Source organism: Phocaeicola fibrisolvens (assembly GCF_025567125.1).
Lineage (GTDB): Bacteria > Bacteroidota > Bacteroidia > Bacteroidales > Bacteroidaceae > Phocaeicola > Phocaeicola fibrisolvens.
Genome location: NZ_JAOQJI010000011.1, coordinates 1 through 21,754, shown reverse-complemented (window position 1 = coordinate 21,754; position 21,754 = coordinate 1). Strand labels below are relative to the sequence as shown.

Annotated in this window: 19 protein-coding genes and 2 pseudogenes; 10 read left to right on the top strand and 11 right to left on the bottom strand. The window is 50.9% G+C overall.

Going from position 1 to position 21,754, the window contains the following annotated elements; translation table 11 throughout:
• Positions 1-12: 12 nt before the first annotated feature.
• Positions 13-753: pseudogene (locus OCV81_RS17825) on the bottom strand (glycosyltransferase family 2 protein); the annotation flags it as partial.
• A gap of 407 nt (positions 754-1,160) precedes the next feature.
• Here OCV81_RS17825 and rlmN point away from each other — a divergent pair.
• The 9 genes from rlmN (at position 1,161) to OCV81_RS06585 (ending at position 9,915) form a co-directional block, all read left to right on the top strand.
• Entirely contained in the window at positions 1,161-2,213 is a 1,053-nt protein-coding gene (rlmN, locus tag OCV81_RS06625) for a 23S rRNA (adenine(2503)-C(2))-methyltransferase RlmN (RefSeq protein ID WP_148329419.1), read from the top strand.
• A 12-nt stretch (positions 2,214-2,225) separates the two neighbouring features.
• Positions 2,226-3,290 carry a DUF4837 family protein gene (locus tag OCV81_RS06620; RefSeq protein ID WP_148329375.1) on the top strand — a complete coding sequence of 355 codons (1,065 nt, stop codon included), beginning with the start codon at positions 2,226-2,228 and terminating at the stop codon, positions 3,288-3,290.
• Positions 3,291-3,292: 2 nt separating this feature from the next.
• Positions 3,293-4,387: a 4-hydroxythreonine-4-phosphate dehydrogenase PdxA gene (gene pdxA / locus OCV81_RS06615; protein WP_148329374.1), complete on the top strand. Its 1,095-nt coding sequence runs from the start codon at positions 3,293-3,295 to the stop codon at positions 4,385-4,387.
• Position 4,388: 1 nt separating this feature from the next.
• Positions 4,389-5,096, top strand: a complete 708-nt coding sequence (locus tag OCV81_RS06610) for a nucleotidyltransferase family protein (protein ID WP_148329373.1) — start codon at positions 4,389-4,391, stop codon at positions 5,094-5,096.
• Positions 5,097-5,160: 64 nt separating this feature from the next.
• The gene (locus tag OCV81_RS06605; protein WP_148329372.1) at positions 5,161-6,030 is read left to right on the top strand and encodes an ATP-grasp domain-containing protein; all 870 of its coding nucleotides are present in this window, start codon (positions 5,161-5,163) and stop codon (positions 6,028-6,030) included.
• Positions 6,027-6,974: a CDP-alcohol phosphatidyltransferase family protein gene (locus OCV81_RS06600; protein ID WP_022354382.1), complete on the top strand. Its 948-nt coding sequence runs from the start codon at positions 6,027-6,029 to the stop codon at positions 6,972-6,974. The genes OCV81_RS06605 and OCV81_RS06600 overlap by 4 nt, the downstream gene beginning before the upstream one ends.
• Positions 6,974-7,981, top strand: a complete 1,008-nt coding sequence (locus tag OCV81_RS06595; protein ID WP_148329371.1) for a lysylphosphatidylglycerol synthase transmembrane domain-containing protein — start codon at positions 6,974-6,976, stop codon at positions 7,979-7,981. Before OCV81_RS06600 ends, OCV81_RS06595 begins: the two co-directional genes overlap by 1 nt.
• Entirely contained in the window at positions 7,974-8,696 is a 723-nt protein-coding gene (locus OCV81_RS06590) for an HAD family hydrolase (RefSeq protein WP_148329370.1), read from the top strand. Before OCV81_RS06595 ends, OCV81_RS06590 begins: the two co-directional genes overlap by 8 nt.
• Before the next feature lie 13 nt (positions 8,697-8,709).
• Entirely contained in the window at positions 8,710-9,915 is a 1,206-nt protein-coding gene (locus tag OCV81_RS06585) for a sugar MFS transporter (protein ID WP_148329369.1), read from the top strand.
• Positions 9,916-10,028: 113 nt separating this feature from the next.
• Here the strand turns inward: OCV81_RS06585 and OCV81_RS06580 are convergent, their stop codons facing one another.
• The 6 genes from OCV81_RS06580 to OCV81_RS06555 all read right to left on the bottom strand — a co-directional run bounded on the left by OCV81_RS06580 (position 10,029) and on the right by OCV81_RS06555 (position 17,043).
• Entirely contained in the window at positions 10,029-10,601 is a 573-nt protein-coding gene (locus tag OCV81_RS06580; protein ID WP_148329368.1) for a hypothetical protein, read from the bottom strand.
• Positions 10,602-10,852: 251 nt separating this feature from the next.
• Positions 10,853-12,472 carry an RluA family pseudouridine synthase gene (locus OCV81_RS06575; RefSeq protein WP_148329367.1) on the bottom strand — a complete coding sequence of 540 codons (1,620 nt, stop codon included), beginning with the start codon at positions 12,470-12,472 and terminating at the stop codon, positions 10,853-10,855.
• A 10-nt stretch (positions 12,473-12,482) separates the two neighbouring features.
• Positions 12,483-13,865, bottom strand: a complete 1,383-nt coding sequence (locus tag OCV81_RS06570) for an McrC family protein (protein WP_148329366.1) — start codon at positions 13,863-13,865, stop codon at positions 12,483-12,485.
• The gene (locus tag OCV81_RS06565; RefSeq protein WP_262640223.1) at positions 13,849-15,156 is read right to left on the bottom strand and encodes an McrB family protein; all 1,308 of its coding nucleotides are present in this window, start codon (positions 15,154-15,156) and stop codon (positions 13,849-13,851) included. The genes OCV81_RS06570 and OCV81_RS06565 overlap by 17 nt, the downstream gene beginning before the upstream one ends.
• 342 nt (positions 15,157-15,498) lie before the next feature.
• Complete coding sequence (locus OCV81_RS06560; RefSeq protein WP_104368351.1) at positions 15,499-16,701, bottom strand: MFS transporter; 1,203 nt, start codon at positions 16,699-16,701, stop codon at positions 15,499-15,501.
• 15 nt (positions 16,702-16,716) lie between these two features.
• On the bottom strand, positions 16,717-17,043 hold the full coding sequence (locus OCV81_RS06555) for a DMT family transporter (protein WP_021928755.1): 327 nt from the start codon (positions 17,041-17,043) through the stop codon (positions 16,717-16,719).
• A 157-nt stretch (positions 17,044-17,200) separates the two neighbouring features.
• Between OCV81_RS06555 and OCV81_RS06550 the strand changes: the two genes are divergently transcribed.
• Positions 17,201-17,764, top strand: a complete 564-nt coding sequence (locus OCV81_RS06550) for a Crp/Fnr family transcriptional regulator (RefSeq protein WP_021928157.1) — start codon at positions 17,201-17,203, stop codon at positions 17,762-17,764.
• 77 nt (positions 17,765-17,841) lie between these two features.
• Here the strand turns inward: OCV81_RS06550 and mobV are convergent.
• The 4 genes and pseudogenes from mobV to OCV81_RS06530 all read right to left on the bottom strand — a co-directional run bounded on the left by mobV (position 17,842) and on the right by OCV81_RS06530 (position 21,629).
• Positions 17,842-19,212: pseudogene (gene mobV, locus OCV81_RS06545) on the bottom strand (MobV family relaxase).
• 160 nt (positions 19,213-19,372) lie between these two features.
• Positions 19,373-19,780 carry a hypothetical protein gene (locus OCV81_RS06540; protein ID WP_239464711.1) on the bottom strand — a complete coding sequence of 136 codons (408 nt, stop codon included), beginning with the start codon at positions 19,778-19,780 and terminating at the stop codon, positions 19,373-19,375.
• A 12-nt stretch (positions 19,781-19,792) separates the two neighbouring features.
• The gene (locus tag OCV81_RS06535; protein WP_148329365.1) at positions 19,793-20,986 is read right to left on the bottom strand and encodes a primase-helicase family protein; all 1,194 of its coding nucleotides are present in this window, start codon (positions 20,984-20,986) and stop codon (positions 19,793-19,795) included.
• A 271-nt stretch (positions 20,987-21,257) separates the two neighbouring features.
• Positions 21,258-21,629, bottom strand: a complete 372-nt coding sequence (locus tag OCV81_RS06530) for a hypothetical protein (protein WP_072546079.1) — start codon at positions 21,627-21,629, stop codon at positions 21,258-21,260.
• Positions 21,630-21,754 lie beyond the last annotated feature (125 nt).

Genomic DNA, 21,754 nt, shown 5'->3' with positions numbered 1-21,754 from the left:
GAATTTGTCGACAATCGTCTGGAGGGTAGACGGACTGCTGTACAAATCGTCACTGTCCAGTTGCACGGCAAAGCGTCCGCAGAGCGGATGATGTACGCCCAGGTTCCAGCATCCGCCGATACCCAGGTCGTCCCGTTCCGGAATGAGGTGGATTACCTTCTCGTTGCCGGCATAGCGGTCGATGCACTCCGTGGTGCCGTCGGTCGAATGGTTGTCGATGACAATCACGTTGAAAGGAAAATCGGTCTCTTGGGTCAAGACGGAATCAATGGCATCGGCAATGGTGCGGATGCGGTTGCGTACGGGGATGATGACCGACGCCTCGTAGGCAAATTCTCCTTCCGTAAGGTCGATGTCCCGTTGTACCGGAGGCAGGAAAGCCCCGATATGCTTTAAATAATAGGTAAAGGCCGTTTCCCGTTCCAGTTGTACACTCCGGTTGCGCGGGTCCACGTAGTCGAACTGCTTCTCGCCCGACTTGCGGGTGTCTTCTTCAATTTCGGTATAAAGATACTCGCGGATATGAGTCAGTTCGTGCTGTTGGGAGAGGGCCAGTCGCACGGCATAGAGGGCCGAGTAGCGGTATTCCGGCTGGTGGGTGATACATTCAAAGGCTTCCTGCAAGGCCGCCGTCTTGAAAAGCAGCACCGAGCCGAAGTCGAAATCATCGCGCACGCTTCCCGGCTGGTAGTCGATGACCGGATGAGGCTGTCGCACCCCGTCGGCCACCTGGTAGTGGTCGGCATAGACCATGCCGGTCTCCGGGGCACCCAGGTAGTCGCACATGCGTTCCAGCGCCATGTATCCCATGTCCAGCGCCTGCGTCTTGGTGTAGATGAGCAGGTAGGGCGTATGCGTCAGAGCGAGCATCTGTCGGATGCCGTCGGTCTGCTGGAAAGAGAAAAACGGGAGGATGCGGCATTTGCCGGTAGGGGCACCTGCGTTTTCCGGGTGGTCGGTTAGTAGGAATATCTGGTCTGTCCGGGAACTGGCGCTCAGTCCCTCGATGGTCTTATTCTGTTGGTTATCACCTTCGTAAGGAAGGAAACAAGTCACTAGATTATTCATATTTAATACATTTATACGGACAAAGATAGGGAATATATCTTATTTTTTCCCTAACTTTGTACGCTAAATGTGTAGAATATAAGAGAATTATGATGACAAAAACTCCTTTATTGGGGAAAACACTGAGCGAATTGAAAGCGATTGTGCAGGATTTGGGGATGCCCAAGTTTACGGCCGGACAGATTGCTTCGTGGTTGTACGACAAGAAGGTGGGTTCGATTGAAGAGATGACCAACCTTTCATTGAAGAACCGGGAGCGGTTGATGGAGAACTACGAAGTGGGGGCCAGTGCACCGGTGCATGCGATGCGTTCGGTAGACGGAACAGTGAAGTACTTGTTTTGCACGCCCGAAGGTGATTACATCGAATCCGTATATATTCCCGACGAAGACCGGGCCACGCTCTGCGTGTCTTCGCAAGTGGGATGCAAGATGAACTGTAAGTTCTGTATGACCGGAAAGCAAGGGTACACCACCAGCCTGACGGCTGCCCAGATTCTGAACCAGATTTATTCAGTGCCCGAGCGGGACACCCTGACCAATGTGGTGTTCATGGGAATGGGAGAGCCGTTCGACAACCTCGATGAAGTGTTGCGTGCCTTGGAAATCCTGACGGCCGATTATGGCTACAAATGGAGCCCGAAGCGTATCACGGTGTCGTCCGTAGGTCTGCGGAAAGGGTTGGAGCGCTTCCTGGAAGAGAGCGACTGCCACCTGGCCATCAGCCTGCATTCGCCGTTTCCCGCTCAGCGCCGGGAACTGATGCCGGCCGAGAAGGCGTTCTCCATCACGGAAATCGTGGACATCCTCCGCAAATATGATTTCAGCAAGCAACGCCGCCTGTCTTTTGAATACATCGTGTTCAAGGGCGTGAACGACAGCTTGATTTACGCCAAGGAACTGGTCAAGCTGTTGCGGGGACTGGATTGCCGGATGAACCTGATTCGTTTCCATGCCATCCCGAATGTGGATTTGGAAGGGGCCGATATGGAGTCGATGATTGCCTTCCGTGATTATCTGACTCAGCATGGCTTGTTTGCCACCATCCGTGCCTCCCGCGGAGAAGATATTTTTGCCGCTTGCGGCATGCTTTCCACCGCCCAGCAACAGGCCGAGAAGAAAGAAAAAGAAAGTGAAACCATTTAATACCAGAATATTATGAAACGAGTAACATTTTATCTTGGGATAGCCTTGGCAGTGCTGTCATTCTCTTCCTGCCGTAACAGCGGAAAGAGCATCATCACTCCGGGGTCCAGCGGACGCCCCTACGAAGTGATGGTAGTGGCCGACGACAAATGTTGGATGAGTCCGGACAGTGCCCTTTTCCATGTGTTGGACACCGATGTACCGGGATTGCCGCAGCCGGAACGTTCGTTCCGTATTTCGCGTGTGCGACCGGATGCGTTCAACCGGTCGATCCGTCTGTTCCGTAACATTATTATCGTGGACATTCAGGACATCTATACCCAGCCCAAGTTCAAATATACCCGTGATGCCTATTCTTCTCCGCAGATGATTATGACCATCCAGGCACCCAACCAGCAGGAGTTTGCCGATTATGTGTCGAAGAACGGACAGGTGATTATCGATTTCTTCACCCGTGCCGAGATGAACCGTCAGATTAAATTGCTGGAAAAGAAGCACAGCGAACTGATTTCTACGAAGGTGAAGAGCCTGTTTGACTGTGACATCTGGATGCCGGTGGAACTGGAGTCGTATAAGGTAGGAAAAGATTTTCTTTGGGCTTCCAGCAACCTGAACGACCTGAACTTTGTGATGTATTCCTATCCGTTCCGCGATAAGGATACTTTTACCAAGGAATATTTTATCCACAAGCGCGACTCGGTGATGAAGGTCAACCTGCCGGGTGAACGGGAAGGCATGTACATGGAAACATCCGACTCCATCTTCCTTACTACCCGCAACATTGCCGTGAAAGGAGATTATGCGTTTGAAGCCCGCGGCTTGTGGGACATGAAGAATGATGCCATGGGAGGCCCGTTTGTATCACATGTACGGGTAGACCGTGAGCATGCCCGCGTCATCGTGGTGGAAGGATTTGTCTATAACCCGGGCAAGCTGAAACGCGACCAGATTCGTAAGTTGAATGCGGCGCTTTACACCTTGCAGCTTCCGTCGGAAAAAGAAGTGTCGGAAATTCCGGTAGACAATACCATTTCGGAAGAGCAAGTGAAAAAAGAAGCTGAACAGAATAAGCAATAAATATGGAAAATCGTAAAATTAGAGTGGGAATCACTCACGGAGATATAAATGGAGTAGGTTATGAAGTGATCTTGAAAACCTTCTCCGACCCGACCATGCTGGAACTGTGTACACCGGTCATCTATGGTTCGCCTAAGGTGGCGGCTTATCATCGCAAGGCCATGGAGATACCGACCAACTTCAGTATCGTGAATACGGCAGAAGATGCGCAGGACGGAAGGGTGAATGTGGTGAACTGCATTGAGGAAGAACTGAAGGTGGAACTTTCCAAACCGACTCCCGAAGCGGGAAAGGCGGCACTGACGGCGCTGGAAAAAGCACTGGCCGATTATCGGGCCGGTTTGTTCGATGTGCTGGTCACGGCTCCCATCAACAAGCATACCATCCAGTCGGATACGTTCCATTTTCCCGGACACACGGAATACATCGAGGAACGGGTGGGCGACGGACAGAAGGCTCTCATGATTCTGCTGAAAGGTGACTTCCGCGTGGCGTTGGTCACGGGACATGTGCCGGTGCGCGACATCCCCGGCATGCTGACCAAGGAACTGATTATGGAAAAGATGGAAATCTTCCACCAGTCGCTGAAGAAGGATTTCGGTATCGACAACCCGCGTATCGCCGTATTTTCCTTGAATCCGCATGCCGGCGACCACGGCCTGCTGGGGACGGAAGAAGAGGAGATTATCATTCCGGCCATGAAGGAAATGATTGCCAAGGGCGTGCAGTGCTTCGGACCTTATCCGGCCGACGGTTTCATGGGTTCCGGTAACTATACCCACTTCGACGGTATCCTGGCCATGTATCACGACCAGGGACTGGCTCCGTTCAAGGCACTGGCCATGGACGAGGGTGTGAACTTCACCGCCGGACTGCCTATCGTACGCACCTCGCCGGCTCACGGCACGGCCTACGACATTGCCGGAAAAGGCGTGGCTTCGGAAGATTCGTTCCGTCAGGCCGTGTATGTGGCCATGGACGTGTTCCGCAACCGTGCATGGGAAAAGGAAATCAGCGCACGCCCGTTGCGCAAGCAGTATTATGAAAAACGTGACGATAGCGATAAACTGAAATTAGATAGCATAGAAGAAGAATAACATGAAGTTTGCAATCATATCAGCCGGGGAGGGGTCCCGGTTGTCACAAGAAGGAGTTCAGTTGCCCAAGCCTTTGGTGCAACTGAACGGAGTGGCCATGATTGACCGCCTGATACATATCTTCGCACAGAACGGGGCGGAAGAAGTGGTTGTCATCATCAACAACGAGGTGCCATTGACGAAAGCGCATTTGCGTGAACTGGAAAAAAACTCCGAAGTACCTTTGCGGGTAGTGGTTAAAACGACCCCCAGCTCCATGCACAGTTTTTATGAGTTGAGCCGTTATTTGAAAGACGACCGTTTCTGTCTGACCACTGTCGACACCATTTTCCGGGAAGAAGAGTTTGCCCGTTTCATTGAGGCCTTTAAGGCTTACGATGGCGACGGCATGATGGCCGTGACGGATTATATCGACGACGAGAAACCTTTGTACATCGGGACGGATGCGTCAAATCGTATCACCGGGTTCTATGACAGCCTGCAACCCGACACACGCTACATTTCCGGCGGAATTTATTGCTTGTCACCCCAATCAATTGTGACGTTGGAGAAATGCATGGCGCAGGGCATGTCGCGCATGCGCAACTTCCAGCGTCAGCTGGTGGCCGACGGTTTGCAGCTCAAGGCTTATCCTTTTTCAAAGATTCTGGATGTGGACCATGCGGACGACATCGTGAAAGCAGAGGCTTTTTTGAACGGACAAGATTAAATATACCAAACGAAATAAAAGAATAAAACCTGATTTTTTGCGTAAAATCTAGAATAATAATAGAATGTATAAGAGAGGAGAGAAGATTCGGGTAGTCGGTGTGAGCCGCGGTAATGAGTATTCCCCGAATCACGTAGACAATGACGCAGCCATCCTCCGGTTGGCGGCAGAAGCATTGGAGAAAATGGGGTGTGAGGTCACTGTGTATCCGGAAAAGGAGTTTGTGGCCCAAAAGATAGAGGCAGCGTTTATCTTTGACATGGCGCGCGACAGAGCCACTATTGAACGCTTGAAAGAACTGGAAGCCGGGGGAGCGCTGGTGGTGAATTCAGCGTACGGCATCGATAATTGTGTCCGTCAGCAGATGACGGAACTGCTGATGGCAAACGGGGTAGCCCATCCGAAGAGTTTCATTATTCCCACCGACGGGAAGTTTACCCCTTCCATTTTCCCTTGCTGGATCAAGCGGGGTAATTCGCATGCCATGGTGAAAGAAGACGTGGTGTATGTGGAGTGCCGGGAAGAGGCGGAAGTGGTGATGGCCGATTTCCGGAAACGGAACATCCCGGTAGCCGTGGTCAACGAGCACCTGGTAGGTGATTTGGTGAAGTTCTACGGGGTGCAGGGAACCGATTTCTTCTACAGTTTCTATCCCACGGAACAATCGCACAGCAAGTTCGGACTGGAAGCCATCAATGGCGAGACCCGTGGATTCCCCTTCGACGTGAAGCAGCTGCAGGCCTACGCCAACAAGGCGGCCGAGGTGCTGAACGTTCCTATTTACGGAGGCGACTGCGTGGTGTCGTCCACGGGCGAAATCCGTATCATCGATTTCAACGACTGGCCCAGCTTTGCCCGCTGCCGCGTGGAAGCCGGACCGGAAATAGCCAAATGTATTTATAACCGCATCATGCACAAATTAGAAAAAGAATGAGTACGGAGAAAAAAGGAGTAGAGGCTTCTTTCAAGTCCATGGATACAGAAGAGTTTCTGGACATCCATTTCAATCGCCCCATCGGTTATGTGTGGGCCTTGTTTTTCCAGCGTTTCGGCGTCCATCCCAATGTGGTGACCATCCTGTCCATCATCCTCGGGGTGGCGGCAGGGGTAATGTTCTATTATCCCGACATGACCCATACGCTGATTGGTATTTTTCTGCTGATGTGGGCCAACCATTATGACAGTTGCGACGGACAGCTGGCGCGTATGACCGGCAAGAAAACCCGCTGGGGACGTATGCTCGACGGATTTGCCGGCGACCTTTGGTTTATCACGATTTATGCGGCCATCTGCCTGCGCCTGATGAACCAGCCGCTTCCTTTCCATATCGGAGAGGCTTCCGGACAGACCTGGAGCATTTATATCTGGCTGATTGCCTTGTTCTCCGGTACGGTGTGCCACAGCAAGCAATGTACGCTGGCCGATTATTACCGCAACATCCACCTGTTTTTCCTGAAGGGAAAGGCCGGCAGTGAGCTGGACAACTTCAAGCAGCAGCGTGAGATTTTCCACAGTCTGCCCTGGAAAGGCAACTTCTGGTGGAAAGCTTTCCTGTATTTTTACGGCAACTATACCCGCAAGCAGGAACAGATGACCCCGAATTTCCAGCGTTTCTATGCCTTTGTGCAGGAGCGTTATGGCGACAATATTCCTCAGTCGCTGCGTGACGAGTTCCGTGCCCTGAGCCTTCCGCTGATGAAGTACACCAACATCCTGACGTTCAACACCCGTGCGATAGCCCTCTACATCAGTCTGCTGATTGGAGAGCCCTGGTTGTATTTTATCTTCGAGATTGTGGTGATGACTTCCTTGTTCGTGTACATGCGTCACCGTCACGAAGCCTTGTGCGCATTCCTTTACCATAAATACGCTAACTAATGAAAGAGAAATTTCGCAACATATTCTGGTTCTTCGGCATCTTTGCCATCGTGGTCATGCTCTGCACGTTCGACATGGACTACCAGGAACTCTGGCAGAACCTGCGGAAAGCCGGTATCTGGTTTCCGGCCGTCATCCTGCTGTGGGTGTTCATCTACTACCTGAACACCTGGTCGTGGTATGTCATCATCCGCGACGGGAAGCATGCCAAGGTGCCTTTCTGGAAAGTGTACAAGCTGACCGTTTCCGGCTTTGCCCTGAACTATGCCACTCCCGTGGGACTGATGGGCGGGGAGCCCTACCGCATCATGGAGCTGACCCCTTACGTGGGCGCCAGCAAGGCCACTTCGTCGGTCATCCTCTACGCGATGATGCACATCTTCTCCCATTTCTGCTTCTGGCTGTCGGGCGTGGTGCTGTATCTCATTTTTGAGCCGATGAACTGGGGAATGGGCATCGTGCTGGCGGTGGTGGCCTTCTTCTGCCTGCTGGCCATCTATTTCTTCATGAAAGGCTACCGCAACGGAATGGCCGTGCGCACGTTCAAGCTGTTGGGCCATGTGCCCTACGTGAAGCGCTGGGCCCACCGTTTTCTGGAGGAGAAAAAAGAATCGCTGGAGAAGGTAGACGCACAGATTGCCGAACTCCACAAGCAGCGGAAGAGTACGTTCTACGTGTCGCTGGGACTGGAGTTCATGGCCCGCATCGTGGGCTGTGCCGAGGTGTTCTTCATCCTGAACATTCTGACCGACCACGTGAGTTTCCTGTCGTGCATCCTGATTATGGCCTTCACCTCCCTGTTTGCCAACCTGTTCTTCTTCTCGCCCATGCAGTTGGGTGCCCGTGAGGGAGGATTCGCGCTGGCCGTGGGCGGACTGGCCATTCCGAGTGCGTTCGGCATCTATACCGGACTGATTACCCGTGTGCGCGAATTGATTTGGATTGTAATCGGAGTGTTGCTGATGAAAGTCGGCAACGGAACCCAAAATAAGACAAAAGATGAATAAACTGACAGATGTGAAAGGCGTAATCTTTGATTACGGAGGTACGATTGATACGAACAGCCGCCATTGGGCGGAAGTGCTGTGGAGCAAGTATGAAGAATTTCAGGTGCCGGTAGACAAAGCCAGTTTCCGTGAGGCGTACGTACATGGCGAGCGCACGCTGGCCCGGGTGCCGCTGGTGAAGCCGGAACATAACTTCCACGATGTGCTGCGCATCAAGACCGACATTCAGGTGAAATACCTGGTGGAGCAGGGCAAGCTGGACGAAGCGACCGCCAGCCGCGAGCGCTATGCCGAAAAGGTGGCCGACAGCTGCTACCGCTACGTGCTGGACGTGCTGGAGCGTACCCGTCCCGTGGTGAAGACCCTTTCCGAACGCTATAAGCTGGTGTTGGTGTCCAATTTCTACGGAAACATCCAGACCATCCTGAAAGACTTCGGCCTGTTCGATTTCTTTTCCGACATCATCGAGTCGTCGGTGGTGGGCGTGCGCAAACCCGACCCGGCCATCTACCGCCTGGGCGTGGAAGCCATGGGCCTGCCCGCCGAGAATGTGCTGGTGGTAGGCGATTCCTTCTCGAAGGACATGGTGCCCGCAAAGAAAGTGGGCTGCAAGGTAGCCTGGCTGAAAGGCGAAGGCTGGGGAAATGAAGAAATAGACGAAACCCTTCCGGACCTCATCATTACCGATTTGCCGGAATTGCTGTCGTACGTATAAAGGAGGGTAGCAGATGAAGAAACACGGAGTTGCCCTGGTGGAACGCCAATACCTGTTCCCCTTTGTACTGATTACCTCACTCTTTTTCCTGTGGGGATTTGCCCATGCCATTCTGGATGTGCTGAACAAGCATTTTCAGGAACTGCTCACCATCACCCGTACCCACTCGGCCATGATTCAGGCCACGATGTACATGGGTTATTTCATCATGGCCATCCCCGCCGGACTGTTCATCAACCGTTACGGATACCGCCGGGGCGTGGTGCTGGGACTGCTGCTGTATGGCATCGGCTCCCTGCTGTTCATTCCCGGGCAGCACTGGATGTCGTTCAATTTCTTTCTCTTTTCCCTGTTCGTCATCGGATGCGGACTGACCTTCCTGGAAACGGCCGCCAATCCGTATGTCACTGAGTTAGGAGCGAAGGAGACCGCCGCCAGCCGCTTGAATTTTGCTCAGTCGTTCAACGGACTGGGATGCATCTTTGCCCCGATTCTGACAGGAATCCTCCTGTTTGCCGACGAGGACAAAGGGGCCAGCGGCAATGTGGCCCTCCCGTACGCCGTGATGGGTGTGATTGTACTGTTGGCCGCCCTGGCTTTTATGCGGGTGCGTTTGCCCGAGATACCCCACGAGGAGGAAGTGGACAGCGAAGGAAACCACGTCGGCCTCTGGTCCCATAAGTTGTTTGTCTTCGGTCTGATAGCCCTGTTTGCCTACGAGGTGGCCGAGATTTCCATCAACAGCTTCTTCATCAACTACGTGACCGAGGTGGGATGGATGAACGCCCGCGATGCCTCCCTGATTCTGTCGTTCGGCGGACTGGGACTGTTCATGGTGGGACGTTTCGTGGGAAGCTGGATCATGCGCCGTGTACGGGCCGAGAAGATGCTCTTCTGGTGTGCTACGGGAACGGTCGTCACCACGCTGCTGGTGATTCTCGACCTGGGCTCCGTGTCGTTCGTGGCCCTGCTCTGCGGTTATGCCTTCGAAGCCATTATGTTCCCCACCATCTTCGCCCTCTCCCTGAAAGGACTGGGCAGCCACACGAAGCGCGCCTCTTCCTTCCTGATGATGTCGCCGGTGGGCGGTGCCGTAGGTCCCGTGCTCATGGGACTGGTAGGCGACTATGCCGACATGCACTGGGCCTTTGTGGTACCCTTTGTCGGTTACGTCGTGGTGTGGTGTTATGCCCGCCACATGGTACGTCTGAAAAACTGAGACCGTCCCCTTCGGATGGTACGAAATAAAAGAAGCGTGGCACTCAAGGGTATCTCACGATATCCTGAGTTCCACGCTTCGGCGTATTCAATGATAAGTATAGAATTTGGGATTTATTTACCTTGAGGAGCCTGAGGAGCTGCCGGGCATTGGTTCGGACATCCCGGAGCCGGCATCTGTCCCGGCTGACCCATCTTTCCGTGCATCATCGGGCAGGGCTTCTGTCCCATGCGTTTGTGCATCTGTCCCGGACGGTTCATGCGGAACACTTTCTCCAGCTGGCGGGCATTCAGGATTTTCTTGAAGGAATTGTAATACTTCTTCTGGGTGTCGAGCACCTTCTGACGCATTTCGAAGCCCTTTTCAATTTCCTGCTGAATCTGCGCGTCGGTACGTTCGCAGGGTTTCACCTTTTCACCTTCCGGAGCCGGACGGCAATTCTTCAGTGCAGTCAGATACTCTTTGTAGAGGGTAGTGAACTGAGCCAGCTTGCTGTCGTCCAGCATCAGTTGTTTTCCCATGCGGGTAGCCTGCATGTCCATCCGCTGTTCCGGTGTCATTTTAGCACAGTTTTCTTTTCCTGCCTTTGCCTGACATGTTTTCTGTGGAGCGTTTTGCGCCATCATGCTGCCACATCCCAGGCATGCAGCGAGAATCAAAGTAGAGAATAAACGAGTTGTTTTCATTGTTGTCATTTTTTTTTAGTTGAACATTTTGTATTTAGTGCACTTACGACTCTGAGACAACCGAACAACCTCAGGGTTTATTGGTAAAATTGTTTTTTAACATTTGAAAAGAAAAGTGTGTAATTTCAGGGTACGGAAAAACGTTTAGGCGTTTGGATTCAAACGTCGAAGCGTTTCAATGAAAACGTCGAAGCGTTTTGTCTGAAACGTTTAGGCGTTTTTTACCTCAGAATCCGCCGGTTTGTAAACGCTTAGAAATCAGCCTCTTTTGCAATGCGGATTTTTTCTCCTGTGACCGGATGCACGAACTCCAATGCGGCGGCGTGCAGGTACAGACGGTCGGACGGCTGGCCGTAGAGGTCGTCGCCCACAATCGGATGATTCAGTCCCTCGGGATGCGCGGCATGTACCCGGAGCTGATGCGTGCGTCCCGTATGCGGATAAAACGTCACCTTTGTCTTCCCATCCTTGCGCTCCAGTACCCGGTAGGACGTCACCGCCCGTTTCCCGTACTCCCGGCTCACCATCTGGCGCGGACGGTCCATCGGATTCGGACAGATAGGCAGGTCGATGATGCCCTCATCCGTTTCCAGTTCCCCTTCCAGGATGGCCGTGTATCGCTTGCGGATGAGGCGCGTCTCGAAAAGTGCCTGAAGCTCCTTGTGCACCTCCTTCGTCTTGGCCGCCAGCAGCAGTCCGGACGTCGCCATGTCCAGCCGGTGCACGATGAGTGGTCCGGTAGCCTTGGGGTAGAGGTTGTGCAGCCGCTGGAGGATGGAATCGAGGTCGTTCTTGCCCGGCACGGAAAGCATGCCCGCCGGTTTGTGTACCACCACCAGCCACTCGTCTTCGTAGAGAATCTCCAATGCAGTTTGTCGGTGCACATCCTCCTCCAGCGGATTCGGTTCGACCTCCAGTCCCACGAGCATGTGTTTCAAAATCGGTTCACACTTCCCCTTGCACGACGGATAGAAATGCCCCTCGCGGCGTATCTCGTCCTTGGGCGACATGCCCCACCAGAATTCGCCCATGGCCAGAGGCTGGAGATGATGCAGGTACGCATACTGGAGCAGCTTGGGCAGAGCACATTCCCCCGCTCCGGCAGGCGGTGTCTTCTGCGGGGTACTTTGGAAAATCTCGCACAAATCTTTCACCTCGCCCCGGGCGTTGAGCATCCGGAACTGGGAAAACAGCCGCAACTGGAGAGCCGCCGAGCGCGTCTTCCGTTCGTGGCGCAAGGCCTGAATCTCCTGTTCGAGGGTCTGGAAAGCCTCTCCGGCCTCCTGTACCTTCTCTTTCAACTGCCGTTCCAGCCGTTTGAACTCCGCTTTCTGGAACTGGCTCTCGCGCGACATCGCTTCCATCTCTTCGGGAGACACCCCTTCCTTTCGCCGTTGTTCCCGACGCGCTTTTTCCTCCTTCAGTTTCTGCTTCTCACTTGAAAGTGTGGCCTGCGCCTCTTCTTCCGCCTGCTTCCATGCCGCCTGTGCCGAGCGGTAAGCCTCGCTGGCTTCCAGTGCCGCAATCCGGTGGTTGATGCCCGAAATCTCCGCCTCCTCGATGCGGAAGAACCCGTCGGGTTGCAGGAGGTCGTACACCGGCGGCACGAAAAACGCGTGGTGGTTGCTCCCGGCCAGGTTGCCCGAGAAAGCAGCCAGGTAGCCCAGCTTTCCTTCTGTATCCCGGATGACCAGTACCCCGAACATCTTTCCCTGCCGGAGCTCTTCCTGCCAGTCGTCCCGCGTGAGCAGGTATTGGCGCACCTCTTCCGCCGCCAGTCGGGTAAGCGGGTGAGGGGTGTAGTGGAAGGGAAAAGTGAAAGCCTTCGGCAAGGCGATGCCTTCGGTCGGGGTGTGGAAAGAATGTATCATGGTGAGAAATTCAGTTCGTTTTTATTGCGGAGGCAAAGGTACGAAGAAAATGGTTTTCCATGAAAATTTTGTTGCCTTGCAGATGCTTTCGAAGTAATTCTTCCGACACCGCCATTTTTGAAACAAAATCCGGATAGTCGGCAGCCTGTTGGGGAATGTGGAACAAATAGGTTTCCAGTTCCGCGTTGTCATCCTCTCCATATCCCCGCAAGGAATGTCGCGTGATAGCATGCGTTTGAAAGGTGGGATGAATCAAAATGCCCTGTTTTCCTCTCAACCGATACATGTACGTGACGAGTTGATGTACATCCTCCCTTTTCTCTGTAGCCATTTTGTATTTGGCATCCACGATTGTTCCGTCGGATTCCCGGAAAAAATCCAGGTAACGGGGAAATTTGTGCCCTTTGGCCAAGTAGATGCGTCCGGTACCTTTTTTATTGTTGGGGTGCGTGAATCCTTGCTTTGTGAGGATGGTGGTGAGGTATTCCTCCCACAAATAAGCCGCATCAAACAAAATGCCGTGTATCGTATTCTCTTGTTGCCCGTATTTGATTTTTTCGTGTCGCAGTATCCGCAAACAAAGTTTTTGAAGAGGCGCATAACGGGTGAAGTAAGGATGAGGGACAATCTTCAAGTTGTGTCTGATTACGTTTTCTCTGTCTTGCCGATGATAGTTCGGGGTGGCAGTCCTGATTTGGCTCACATTGTCTCGGGTCTGGGTGTCGCTTTCCAATAATGCTTTCCCGAATCGGGTGGTACAGATATATTCGAGGGTGTGACGTATCAGCTCAGTCACCTGGTTGTCCTGGCTGAACTCCCGGGTGCGATAAGCAATACAGCCATTGAACGGCAGGTTGTATTTTATTTGTCGGGATATGTCTATCACGCCGCGCACATTCGCGTCATTGTACGTATTCCGTTGGTATTCCTTGTAGACGCCTTGTGCTAGTGCCTCGTTAAGAAACTTGGGAAACAGATAGAGCAGAAAGTCGAAGACGGCTTCGTCGTTCGTTGCGTGTGGCATCCGGAAAAGGTTGAGGTACAGCACCTTTTGAAGCATGTAATGCAGGAAAAAATCTTCGCCGGTGTGCTGGACAAAACGAGACTGGATGGAAACGGAATGTCCGTTGACTCCTATAAATCCCACCAGATTGCCTGTCGTTAAGTGGACTTTTGTGCATTGCTTTCCTTTCCAGTTGGCTTGTAAGGACATGAGAGGCTGGTTGCCTATTTTATCCTCACATTCCTCGAAAGAATAAGGGTAGATTAGCAAGTTGTTTCCACATTCCTCTGAAAGTTCCGACAGGGTACGGTTGGCAACATTTTGTAGAGACAGGAACTCTTCAAGATTTTCCGATGTGGAAGAATAGGTCGAGTTATCCTTCAATATCATTTTTTCCTTCTTTTTGATAATACACTTGTTCCAGCATTTTCAGATTCTCCATGGCATTGGCTGTTCCTCTCAGGTATTCAAACAGGACACCTTTCAGGTGGTTTTCCCACAGGTGCTTGTAGGCTGCTTCCTTGTGGGTACGTTCGTTGTCCAGATAAAGTGCCAGTTTGCTGAAGTAGGAACCTTCAATGTGATAGGCAGGGCTTAATCCTTCTATGCCCGTGTGGTTCTCTTCATCCCAGATGGCGGCATTCAGGCGCGTCATGACCTGAACGATTTCCTCTTTCATGTCTGCCAGTTCCTCGTCCAGCATCCCTGTATGCTCATTGGCTTTTATCTCCACCCAGGCAAAACGGCGGCGCATGGCGAAGTCCATACTCTCCACACTGCGGTCGATGTCGTTCATGGTTCCGATGATATAGACATTTTCCGGAACGTAGAAGCCTTCGTAGAACGGGTCGGATTCATCGGTAATCAGATTCTGATACTGGGTCTTGACTAATCCTTTTTCTCCGCGATAACTCGGGTCGATGCTGAAGAACAGTTCGCCGAAAATTTTGGAGATTTCACCCCGGTTGATTTCGTCGATGATGAAGATAAAATGCTTAATTTTTTCTTCTTTACGATTCTCTAATACGAACTGTTTCTCTTTAGGAGGTAGAATATCTTTATGTAAAATGTGATTGTTAGATGTGTCCTTTGTATATAAAGGACAGTTTTCCTTAATAAAAAAGCCGACAGAAGGTTCATATGTTTGATGTTCTTTGTCATATTCCCCCGTTTTTAGATATCTGATAACACCGTTAGGGTTTACATAATTTTCATTACCTTTGGGAATTCTTAGATATATTTTATTTTGATTAATCACTAACGTGAATTTTGTTTCACTTCGTATGGATTTGAGAGTGGCTCCATTTTGTTTCATAAGCCAACTCATTGCTTTTTCAATCTTATCATTCTCATCAATGGAATTCTTTGAGATATTTATTGAGGACTCAGTGGATAAGCCTTTGCATTTTTCGATTGCTCTTTTGCAAAACTCCTTGAATACTCCATCCTTTCTTTCAAACCCGATGTTCCCATTTTTATCGGGAGGAGTAGGGCGCAAACCTTCCACAAAGTCTGTGTAGTCATACGACGGATGGAATTGAACAAATTCATATTCAGCTTCCATCTTGTCCGCAATTGCTTTGGCCAAATACGTTTTCCCCGTACCGGGTGCACCTGTCAGAATAAGATTTTTATTTGCTTCCAGTAGTTGGATATAGTAGTCTAGATTTTTCTCTTCCATATTTTCATAGTTGTTTGATAAAGTATAGCGGGTAATGATGATTCATAAAATAGTGGAAACAAAGTTAGAAAAAAGCCGTAATAGTTTGTTGGATATGAGCGCTTATTATTAATCTCATTTGTCGTTTTGCAAGGTTATTTCAAAGATTTTCCGTAAATCTGTATAAGGAATATACCTCTTTGAAATCAAGAGAGTTAGAAGAATTACCTCGTTTTCGGGTAATGAGTTGGTAACCGTTCTAATTGCCGTGGTCTGCATCGCTTTGCTTGTTCGGGAAACTCTTACGGTACAAAGGTATGAAAAATATTCAGACTGAAAGGATCATTCCAAAAATTATTTTAGTCAGAATATTGAGCATTCATCCTTATGCAGTCTTGGTTGGAAGCAATTAACGAACAAGGAAGCCACGGTAAAGGCAACTCCTACTCCTACCACGCCTGCCCATCCGTAATGTTGCCAAAACAGACCTGAAACGAACGTACCAGCAGAACCGCCCAGAAAGTAGATGGTCATATAAACGGTATTGACTCGGTTGATGGCGGATGCGTCAAGGGAGACCACGCTGGTCTGATTTGACAAATGGATGCATTGCATTCCTGCATCAATCAAAAGGATGGCGATTATCATCCACAAGTAGCTGTCATTTCCCAAAAATGCCAACAACCATGCAGCCAAGATAACACATCCCCCGACAATGGAGAAGAACCTTACGCCGTACTTCTGGATATAGCCGCTAATGAATACAACCGTAGACGCACCTGCCAATCCGCACAAACCGAGTGCCCCGATAATATCGTCATCCGCAAAGAATGGCTCTTGCTTCATCCGGAAAGCAAGGCAACTCCACAACGCAAAGAACGAGCCATAAGCCAATGCCGCCCTCAACGAAGCGATACGCAAGTACGGGTATTTGGCAAGCAGACGCAACAAGGATTTCATCAGACCCGCATAATTTTCACGTGAACGAGCAGGCAGAACGGGAAGCATCTTGTAAATCATAAGAAAGCATCCGAGCATAAACACACAAGCCACAAAATAGACGGAACGCCATCCCCACATATCAGCCAGGAAACCACTTAACACCCGTGAGCCAAGAATGCCTATGAGCAGACAGGACTGTATAATCCCCACGTTGCGTACCTTGTGTGCTGGTGCTGAATGGAAAGACACCAACGGGATGAAGAACTGCGGCATAACCGAAGATGCTCCGGCAAGCAAGGATGCGCCCCACACCCAATAGATGTTAGGGGCAAGTGCTATGGCAAGCAATGCGCACGATGAAATGATATAATTGGTCAATATCAGCTGCTTTCGTGAAACCAAATCGCCAAGCGGAATGACAAACACAAGTCCGACTACATAACCTATCTGGGTCAATGTCGCAACCATGCTGGCAGAAAAGTCGCTTACCCCAAAATCCTTTGCCATGCTGCCCAACAAAGGCTGGTTGTAGTAGCAGTTGGCAACGGAAAGCCCGGTAGCGACTGCCATCAGAGCCAGCAGAGGTGCCGGAATGCCGTGGTTTTCTCTCAATTCATATTTCATCATTTATTCCTCCTTTCAGTATGACACAACTTTCAATCCAATCAAGGAGGCAATGAGCGTGAACAGGAAGAAAAGCCGTATGGGAGTGGCCGGCTCTTTGAAAACGAATATCCCAATCAAGACCGTGCCGACCGCTCCGATACCCGTCCAAATGGCGTATGCCGTGCCCAAAGGCAAAGTCTGAACCGCTTTGGCAAGTAATGCCATACTCAATACCGTGGAAGCCAAGAAACCGCTTCCCCACAGATAAAAACCAATACCTGATGCCTCTCTCGTTTTTCCCAAGCAGAATGTAAGGCTTACCTCAAACAATCCTGCCAAAAATAAAATTATCCAATTCATACCTATGATTTATTAAATTCGGGTGCAAAAGTAAGCAAGTAATTTCTAACCGTTTTTTACATTTGGTAAAAACGGATTTTGCATTTGACAAAAAAACAGCCGTTAGCAGCTGTTTCTGTGCGCTATTTTATAATTTTGTACCACAACAAAATGACTTATGGATATAAAGGAAATCATCAACCAGAGATATGCCATGCCGGATGCGTCTTTGGACAAGTTGCGGCAATGCCTGACGGAAGTCTCATACCCAAAAGGATTCCAAGTGTTGGAATATGGCAAGATAGAAAAAGACATCTTTTTCATCAAGAAAGGCATTGTCCGCGCCTATACTTCGGTAGAGGGGAAAGAAATTACCTTTTGGGTCGGCAAGGAAGGGGCGACTATTGTTTCCATGAAAGGATATGTGAATGACGAACCGGGGTATGAAACAATGGAGCTGATGGAAAATTCTGTCTTATATGTATTGGAAAGGAAAAAACTGAAAGAGTTATTCTTGAAGGATTTGCACATAGCCAATTGGGGACGGCGTTATGCGGAAATGGAACTGCTTGCTGCCGAGGAACGGCTGATTTCCATGTTGTCAGCCGTCGCCTCGGAACGGTATCACGAGTTGTTGGAGAAAGAGCCTGATTTGTTACAGCGGTTGCCGTTAGGAAGTATCGCCACCTATTTAGGCATCACACAGGCAAGTTTGAGTAGGATTCGGGCACAAATAAAATGACGTTTGAACCAACTGAGGATAGCAAGCGGTTTTGGTCTGCCCCAAACACAAACTTGCTATTTTTCCGTTGGTATTGTTTATAATCCCATGCCCTTGCCTCTCCTAAGCGGTTCAACCGTCCTTTTAACGGATGAGAACAGCCTGCCAAACTGCTCCTTGAACCACTCTCCAATCACTTGCCCGTTGATGGCAAGTGCAAGCTTGGACTTGTCTTTCGGGTCTTTTACCACTTGGAAGCCTGCTTCCTCGGTCGTGAACTTCCGCCTGTGCTCTTCCGAATAGAGCTCGCCCTCGTAGAACAGCGGTTTGCCGCTGATGAGCGTGGCAGTCTGCCTTTCGTTGAAGCCGACTTTAAGGCAGAACTTCTCCATATACACCAGCTCTTGAAACTGCGGAAACCATTTCTTGGCTTTTTGGATAATGGATTTTAGGAATGACACTTCCTCTTGGTGTGCCGCTTCCTTGTCCGCCATTTCCCTGCGGTACTTGGCTTGCAGTTCCACCAATTGGCGGCTGTGTTCCTCCTGCTGCCGCTCCATCTGCTTTTGCAATAATTCGATACTCTCGTCACGGGCGGCAACCTCGCCTTGCAAGGTTCGGTTGTCGGCTTCCAACTCTTTCAGTCTGCCGCTACCCAAAAGAGAACCTACTTTTGCCACGAGTGCCGCTTTCGCCTCGGTCTTGGCGGCTTCCAGCTTCTCCGACTTGATTTCTTTTTTGACTTAGTCAAGTTCCTGCTTTGCCTGTTGGCGTTCGGTCTGCAACTGCTGCACGTTGGCTTCAAGCTCTCCCGTCTGCCGTTTCAGGTCACGGTAGTATTGGGCGGTGGTTGTGTGCCGTGCTTCCGAACCTCGTATGCCACGCTGCAATCCGTACTTCGCCATCGCTGCGGCGTAGCTGTCGTGGTAAGCGACAAGCCTTTCACGGGTCAGGAGGTCATCGGCACACAAACGCACGGCGTTGGCTTTCTTGCGGTAGGTGCGTTTGCTGTCCGCTTGTTTCTTCTTGGCTTTCCTGCGCTCTCCCGTCACTATCAGTACGACCGTTGCATGGATGTGCGGCGTGTGTTCGTCCATGTGCAGCACTGCCGAAACGGTGTTCTCCCTGCCGAATGTGCGGTGCAGCCATTGCAGGTTGTCATCGCACCATTCACCCAGCCTGCCTTCGTCCTGCACTCTCACCATATCTTCATGCGAACCCGAAAGCACGATGCGGATTGCCCGTACTTGGTCGGGAGTAATTTTTCGTCTGATGCCTGCCGTGTGGATGCGGTGGCTTATCGCTTCGGTGCGGTCTGCCACACCGTCGGGGAACTCCACCAGTTCACGGTTGAGATGGGTGCGTGTGGGGTCGGCGTTCTTGGGCATTGTTTTGCGTTCTATGTGGTCGGATGCGCCCGTGTCAGCCGACCCTTTCGCCTTGTTGATTTGGATGCTTATGTATCCCATGTTTGTTTCTTGTTTTTTGGGTTCTACAAATTGTTTGTCGGTATCCGTCCGCCTGCGGTCGTGCCGCACGGGGCAAACGGGGGTGTCCAGAGGGGTGTAACCCCGTTGGCTCATTGGGGTGTTTTTAGCATTAGCGTCAGCGGTGAGTGAAGAAAACGCCCTAATGAGCTATGGCTTTTCGTTCCCAAAAGCCTGCGGCGGTGTCGGCGATGATGTCGGCGGATGTTGGTCGCCCTTTTCTTTTTGCCAGCCTTGTATGATATTCTGTGCCGTTGTGCCGGCATGATTGCCTGTCGGCACAACAGCATACAGACAGGGATGGTGTTGCCGTTTCCCCTGCGGACTTGATAAGGGCTGAAATTCCGATGATTTGATGATTGGATAGTCTAATATACAGACAGCTAATGCAATAACCTTTCATCAGCGTTTCATCAAACCGCTCGCCAAAAGAAAAGCGATGAGCGGCGTTGTGTTGCCTTTCTCTTTTCATCAGCCCAATCCTTTTGTTGAGCGTTTGATGAGAATGTAAGTCGCTGTCATTCTTTATGTTTATATATGCTTTCATCATTTCATCAAAATATCAGAGTGTTTCCAACTGTTCCTTGCTTACCAGATAGTAGCGTCCAATCCTCCTGACGGGCGAGTAACGGCATTCACGGTTGTAGTCGTATTGGTAGGTGGTGTAGGAAAGCGAATTGGATGCAGGGGTAAGCTTCCAGCATTCCTGCACCACTTTCCGAACCTGCGACTTCTCCACCTTTACTTGCGAGCAGACGAGCAACGGGATAATATCATTGAGGCAAAAAGAAACAGAACTGACGCCCACGCTTGCCATGATGTCGAGCAGGAGTTCCGTCATTTCTATCTCCAAACGGTTGCGGTTGCTTCGGATAATCTTCCGCAGGGCTTCCGTCTCCAGCAGCTTCGGGTTGAACCACATTCGGCTTTCTTTTTCGGTGGATAGCTGCCGGTGTTGCAGGAAATGAAGAAAAGCGGGTATCTCCGCTTTCAGTTTTTGCAGGAAGTCGGTATCATCATTCCGTAGCGGCACAATCTTCCGCACCCAATAGCGTGTTTCACCTGCGTCAATGATAACGGGCAGATGCTCGTTGTTGGAGCACAACACGAACTTGGCGAAGAAGCCTATCTCGTCACGGTCTTTGCCTTTAGCCTCCACCTTGTAGGATAGTGTGGTGCTGAGGTTCTTCAACCGTTCGCTGTCCTCACGGCGGTTGAGCAGCACCTCGTCCACCATGATGAGCAGCTTGCCCGCCCAGTCGGAATTGAACTGGCTGCGGAAGTCCTCGTTGGTGTTGAACGTCACGTTGTTCTGGAATACGGCTTTCAGGAAGTTCAGGAACGTGCTTTTGCCCGTATTCCTCTCTTCGGACACGAGCAACAGGATGGGCAGCTTCTGAACGGGATACAGATACAGCAGTTGCAGGTAGTCCATGCCCAACCCGTACTGTTCGCCGAAGATGTGTTCCACCAACGAGCGAATGCAGGGGAAATCGCCCGGCACGGGAACATGGCTTATCGGCTCGTAGAGGTTGAGGAACTTGCCGACTACGGGCTGGTAGCCTACATGGTCGGGTACGGTGCAGAAACCGTCATACTTCGGGATGCCCGCCATGTAGTCCTTGCCGTAGTCCTGTCGCAGGGTCTCGGCGTTCCATGCGATGCGTCTCCTCACATAGCCGCCGTCAATGCGGGGCTGGTTCACAATCTTGTAGAGCGTGGTGCCTACACGGATAAATTCTTCTTTCTTTTCCATGTTTCAAATATAGGTTTTAGTGCCGCCGACACCTTGTCGGCAGGTGGATTAAACATGGTTGCAAAGCTACGGCAGGACGGCTAAAACCTTGATATGTAAAACTATGCAGAACGGCGCAAAAGAAACCGACGGATAAGAAAATGCAGTAAGATGGACAATATCAGTCATCAAAAGGCGAAAAGAAAAAGCCCGAAGAAGCGGAAAATGGTACTTCTTCGGGCAGACTTGGATTGTGTGAGTGCATGGGCGTAGTGACACGCAACCGCACTCGCTAACACTTACACGATATGCTGTTACCTAACGAAAGCCAAAGCATTTGTCTGTCTTTTCGCAAGCACAGCCTTTCCAGCAAGACATTACGCACTCTTGCGGCATTGGATGTGTTGATACGGAAAGCCAGTGCCATTACCATTGGCAGCGCATACACTTCCAAATAATAACCGTTTGGCAGCCTGATGCGCCTTTCCACTTCGCAAGATTGCAACACTCCGCTCCTATACACGGCTCGGACAGCGGCACGGAGTGTCGGGGCGATTACATCAAACAGCGTTACCAACTCCATTTCGCTCATCCACACATTGGCTATATCGGACGGTACGGCAACCCTGCCGCTTCCGTCCATCGTGATTGTTGCCCGTTTCATATCCCTGCCACCTTGATGTTACCGAATGACTTGCTCAACTTGTCGCCCAGCATCGTGAGGTCGTTATCCAGCTTCTCCACGGTTATCTGTAGGCTCGGCTGTCGGCGCCATGCCACCTTACGGTG

Coding starts and splice junctions, on each gene's coding strand:
- OCV81_RS06600 (WP_022354382.1), top strand. CDS start 6,027: ATGAGTACGGAGAAAAAAGGAGTAGAGGCTTCTTTCAAGTCCATGGAT.
- OCV81_RS06550 (WP_021928157.1), top strand. CDS start 17,201: ATGGATATAAAGGAAATCATCAACCAGAGATATGCCATGCCGGATGCG.
- OCV81_RS06565 (WP_262640223.1), bottom strand. CDS start 15,156: ATGGAAGAGAAAAATCTAGACTACTATATCCAACTACTGGAAGCAAAT.
- OCV81_RS06585 (WP_148329369.1), top strand. CDS start 8,710: ATGAAGAAACACGGAGTTGCCCTGGTGGAACGCCAATACCTGTTCCCC.
- OCV81_RS06540 (WP_239464711.1), bottom strand. CDS start 19,780: ATGATGAAAGCATATATAAACATAAAGAATGACAGCGACTTACATTCT.
- OCV81_RS06555 (WP_021928755.1), bottom strand. CDS start 17,043: ATGAATTGGATAATTTTATTTTTGGCAGGATTGTTTGAGGTAAGCCTT.
- rlmN (WP_148329419.1), top strand. CDS start 1,161: ATGACAAAAACTCCTTTATTGGGGAAAACACTGAGCGAATTGAAAGCG.
- OCV81_RS06605 (WP_148329372.1), top strand. CDS start 5,161: ATGTATAAGAGAGGAGAGAAGATTCGGGTAGTCGGTGTGAGCCGCGGT.
- pdxA (WP_148329374.1), top strand. CDS start 3,293: ATGGAAAATCGTAAAATTAGAGTGGGAATCACTCACGGAGATATAAAT.
- OCV81_RS06610 (WP_148329373.1), top strand. CDS start 4,389: ATGAAGTTTGCAATCATATCAGCCGGGGAGGGGTCCCGGTTGTCACAA.
- OCV81_RS06580 (WP_148329368.1), bottom strand. CDS start 10,601: ATGAAAACAACTCGTTTATTCTCTACTTTGATTCTCGCTGCATGCCTG.
- OCV81_RS06535 (WP_148329365.1), bottom strand. CDS start 20,986: ATGGAAAAGAAAGAAGAATTTATCCGTGTAGGCACCACGCTCTACAAG.
- OCV81_RS06575 (WP_148329367.1), bottom strand. CDS start 12,472: ATGATACATTCTTTCCACACCCCGACCGAAGGCATCGCCTTGCCGAAG.
- OCV81_RS06590 (WP_148329370.1), top strand. CDS start 7,974: ATGAATAAACTGACAGATGTGAAAGGCGTAATCTTTGATTACGGAGGT.
- OCV81_RS06595 (WP_148329371.1), top strand. CDS start 6,974: ATGAAAGAGAAATTTCGCAACATATTCTGGTTCTTCGGCATCTTTGCC.
- OCV81_RS06530 (WP_072546079.1), bottom strand. CDS start 21,629: ATGAAACGGGCAACAATCACGATGGACGGAAGCGGCAGGGTTGCCGTA.
- OCV81_RS06570 (WP_148329366.1), bottom strand. CDS start 13,865: ATGATATTGAAGGATAACTCGACCTATTCTTCCACATCGGAAAATCTT.
- OCV81_RS06560 (WP_104368351.1), bottom strand. CDS start 16,701: ATGAAATATGAATTGAGAGAAAACCACGGCATTCCGGCACCTCTGCTG.
- OCV81_RS06620 (WP_148329375.1), top strand. CDS start 2,226: ATGAAACGAGTAACATTTTATCTTGGGATAGCCTTGGCAGTGCTGTCA.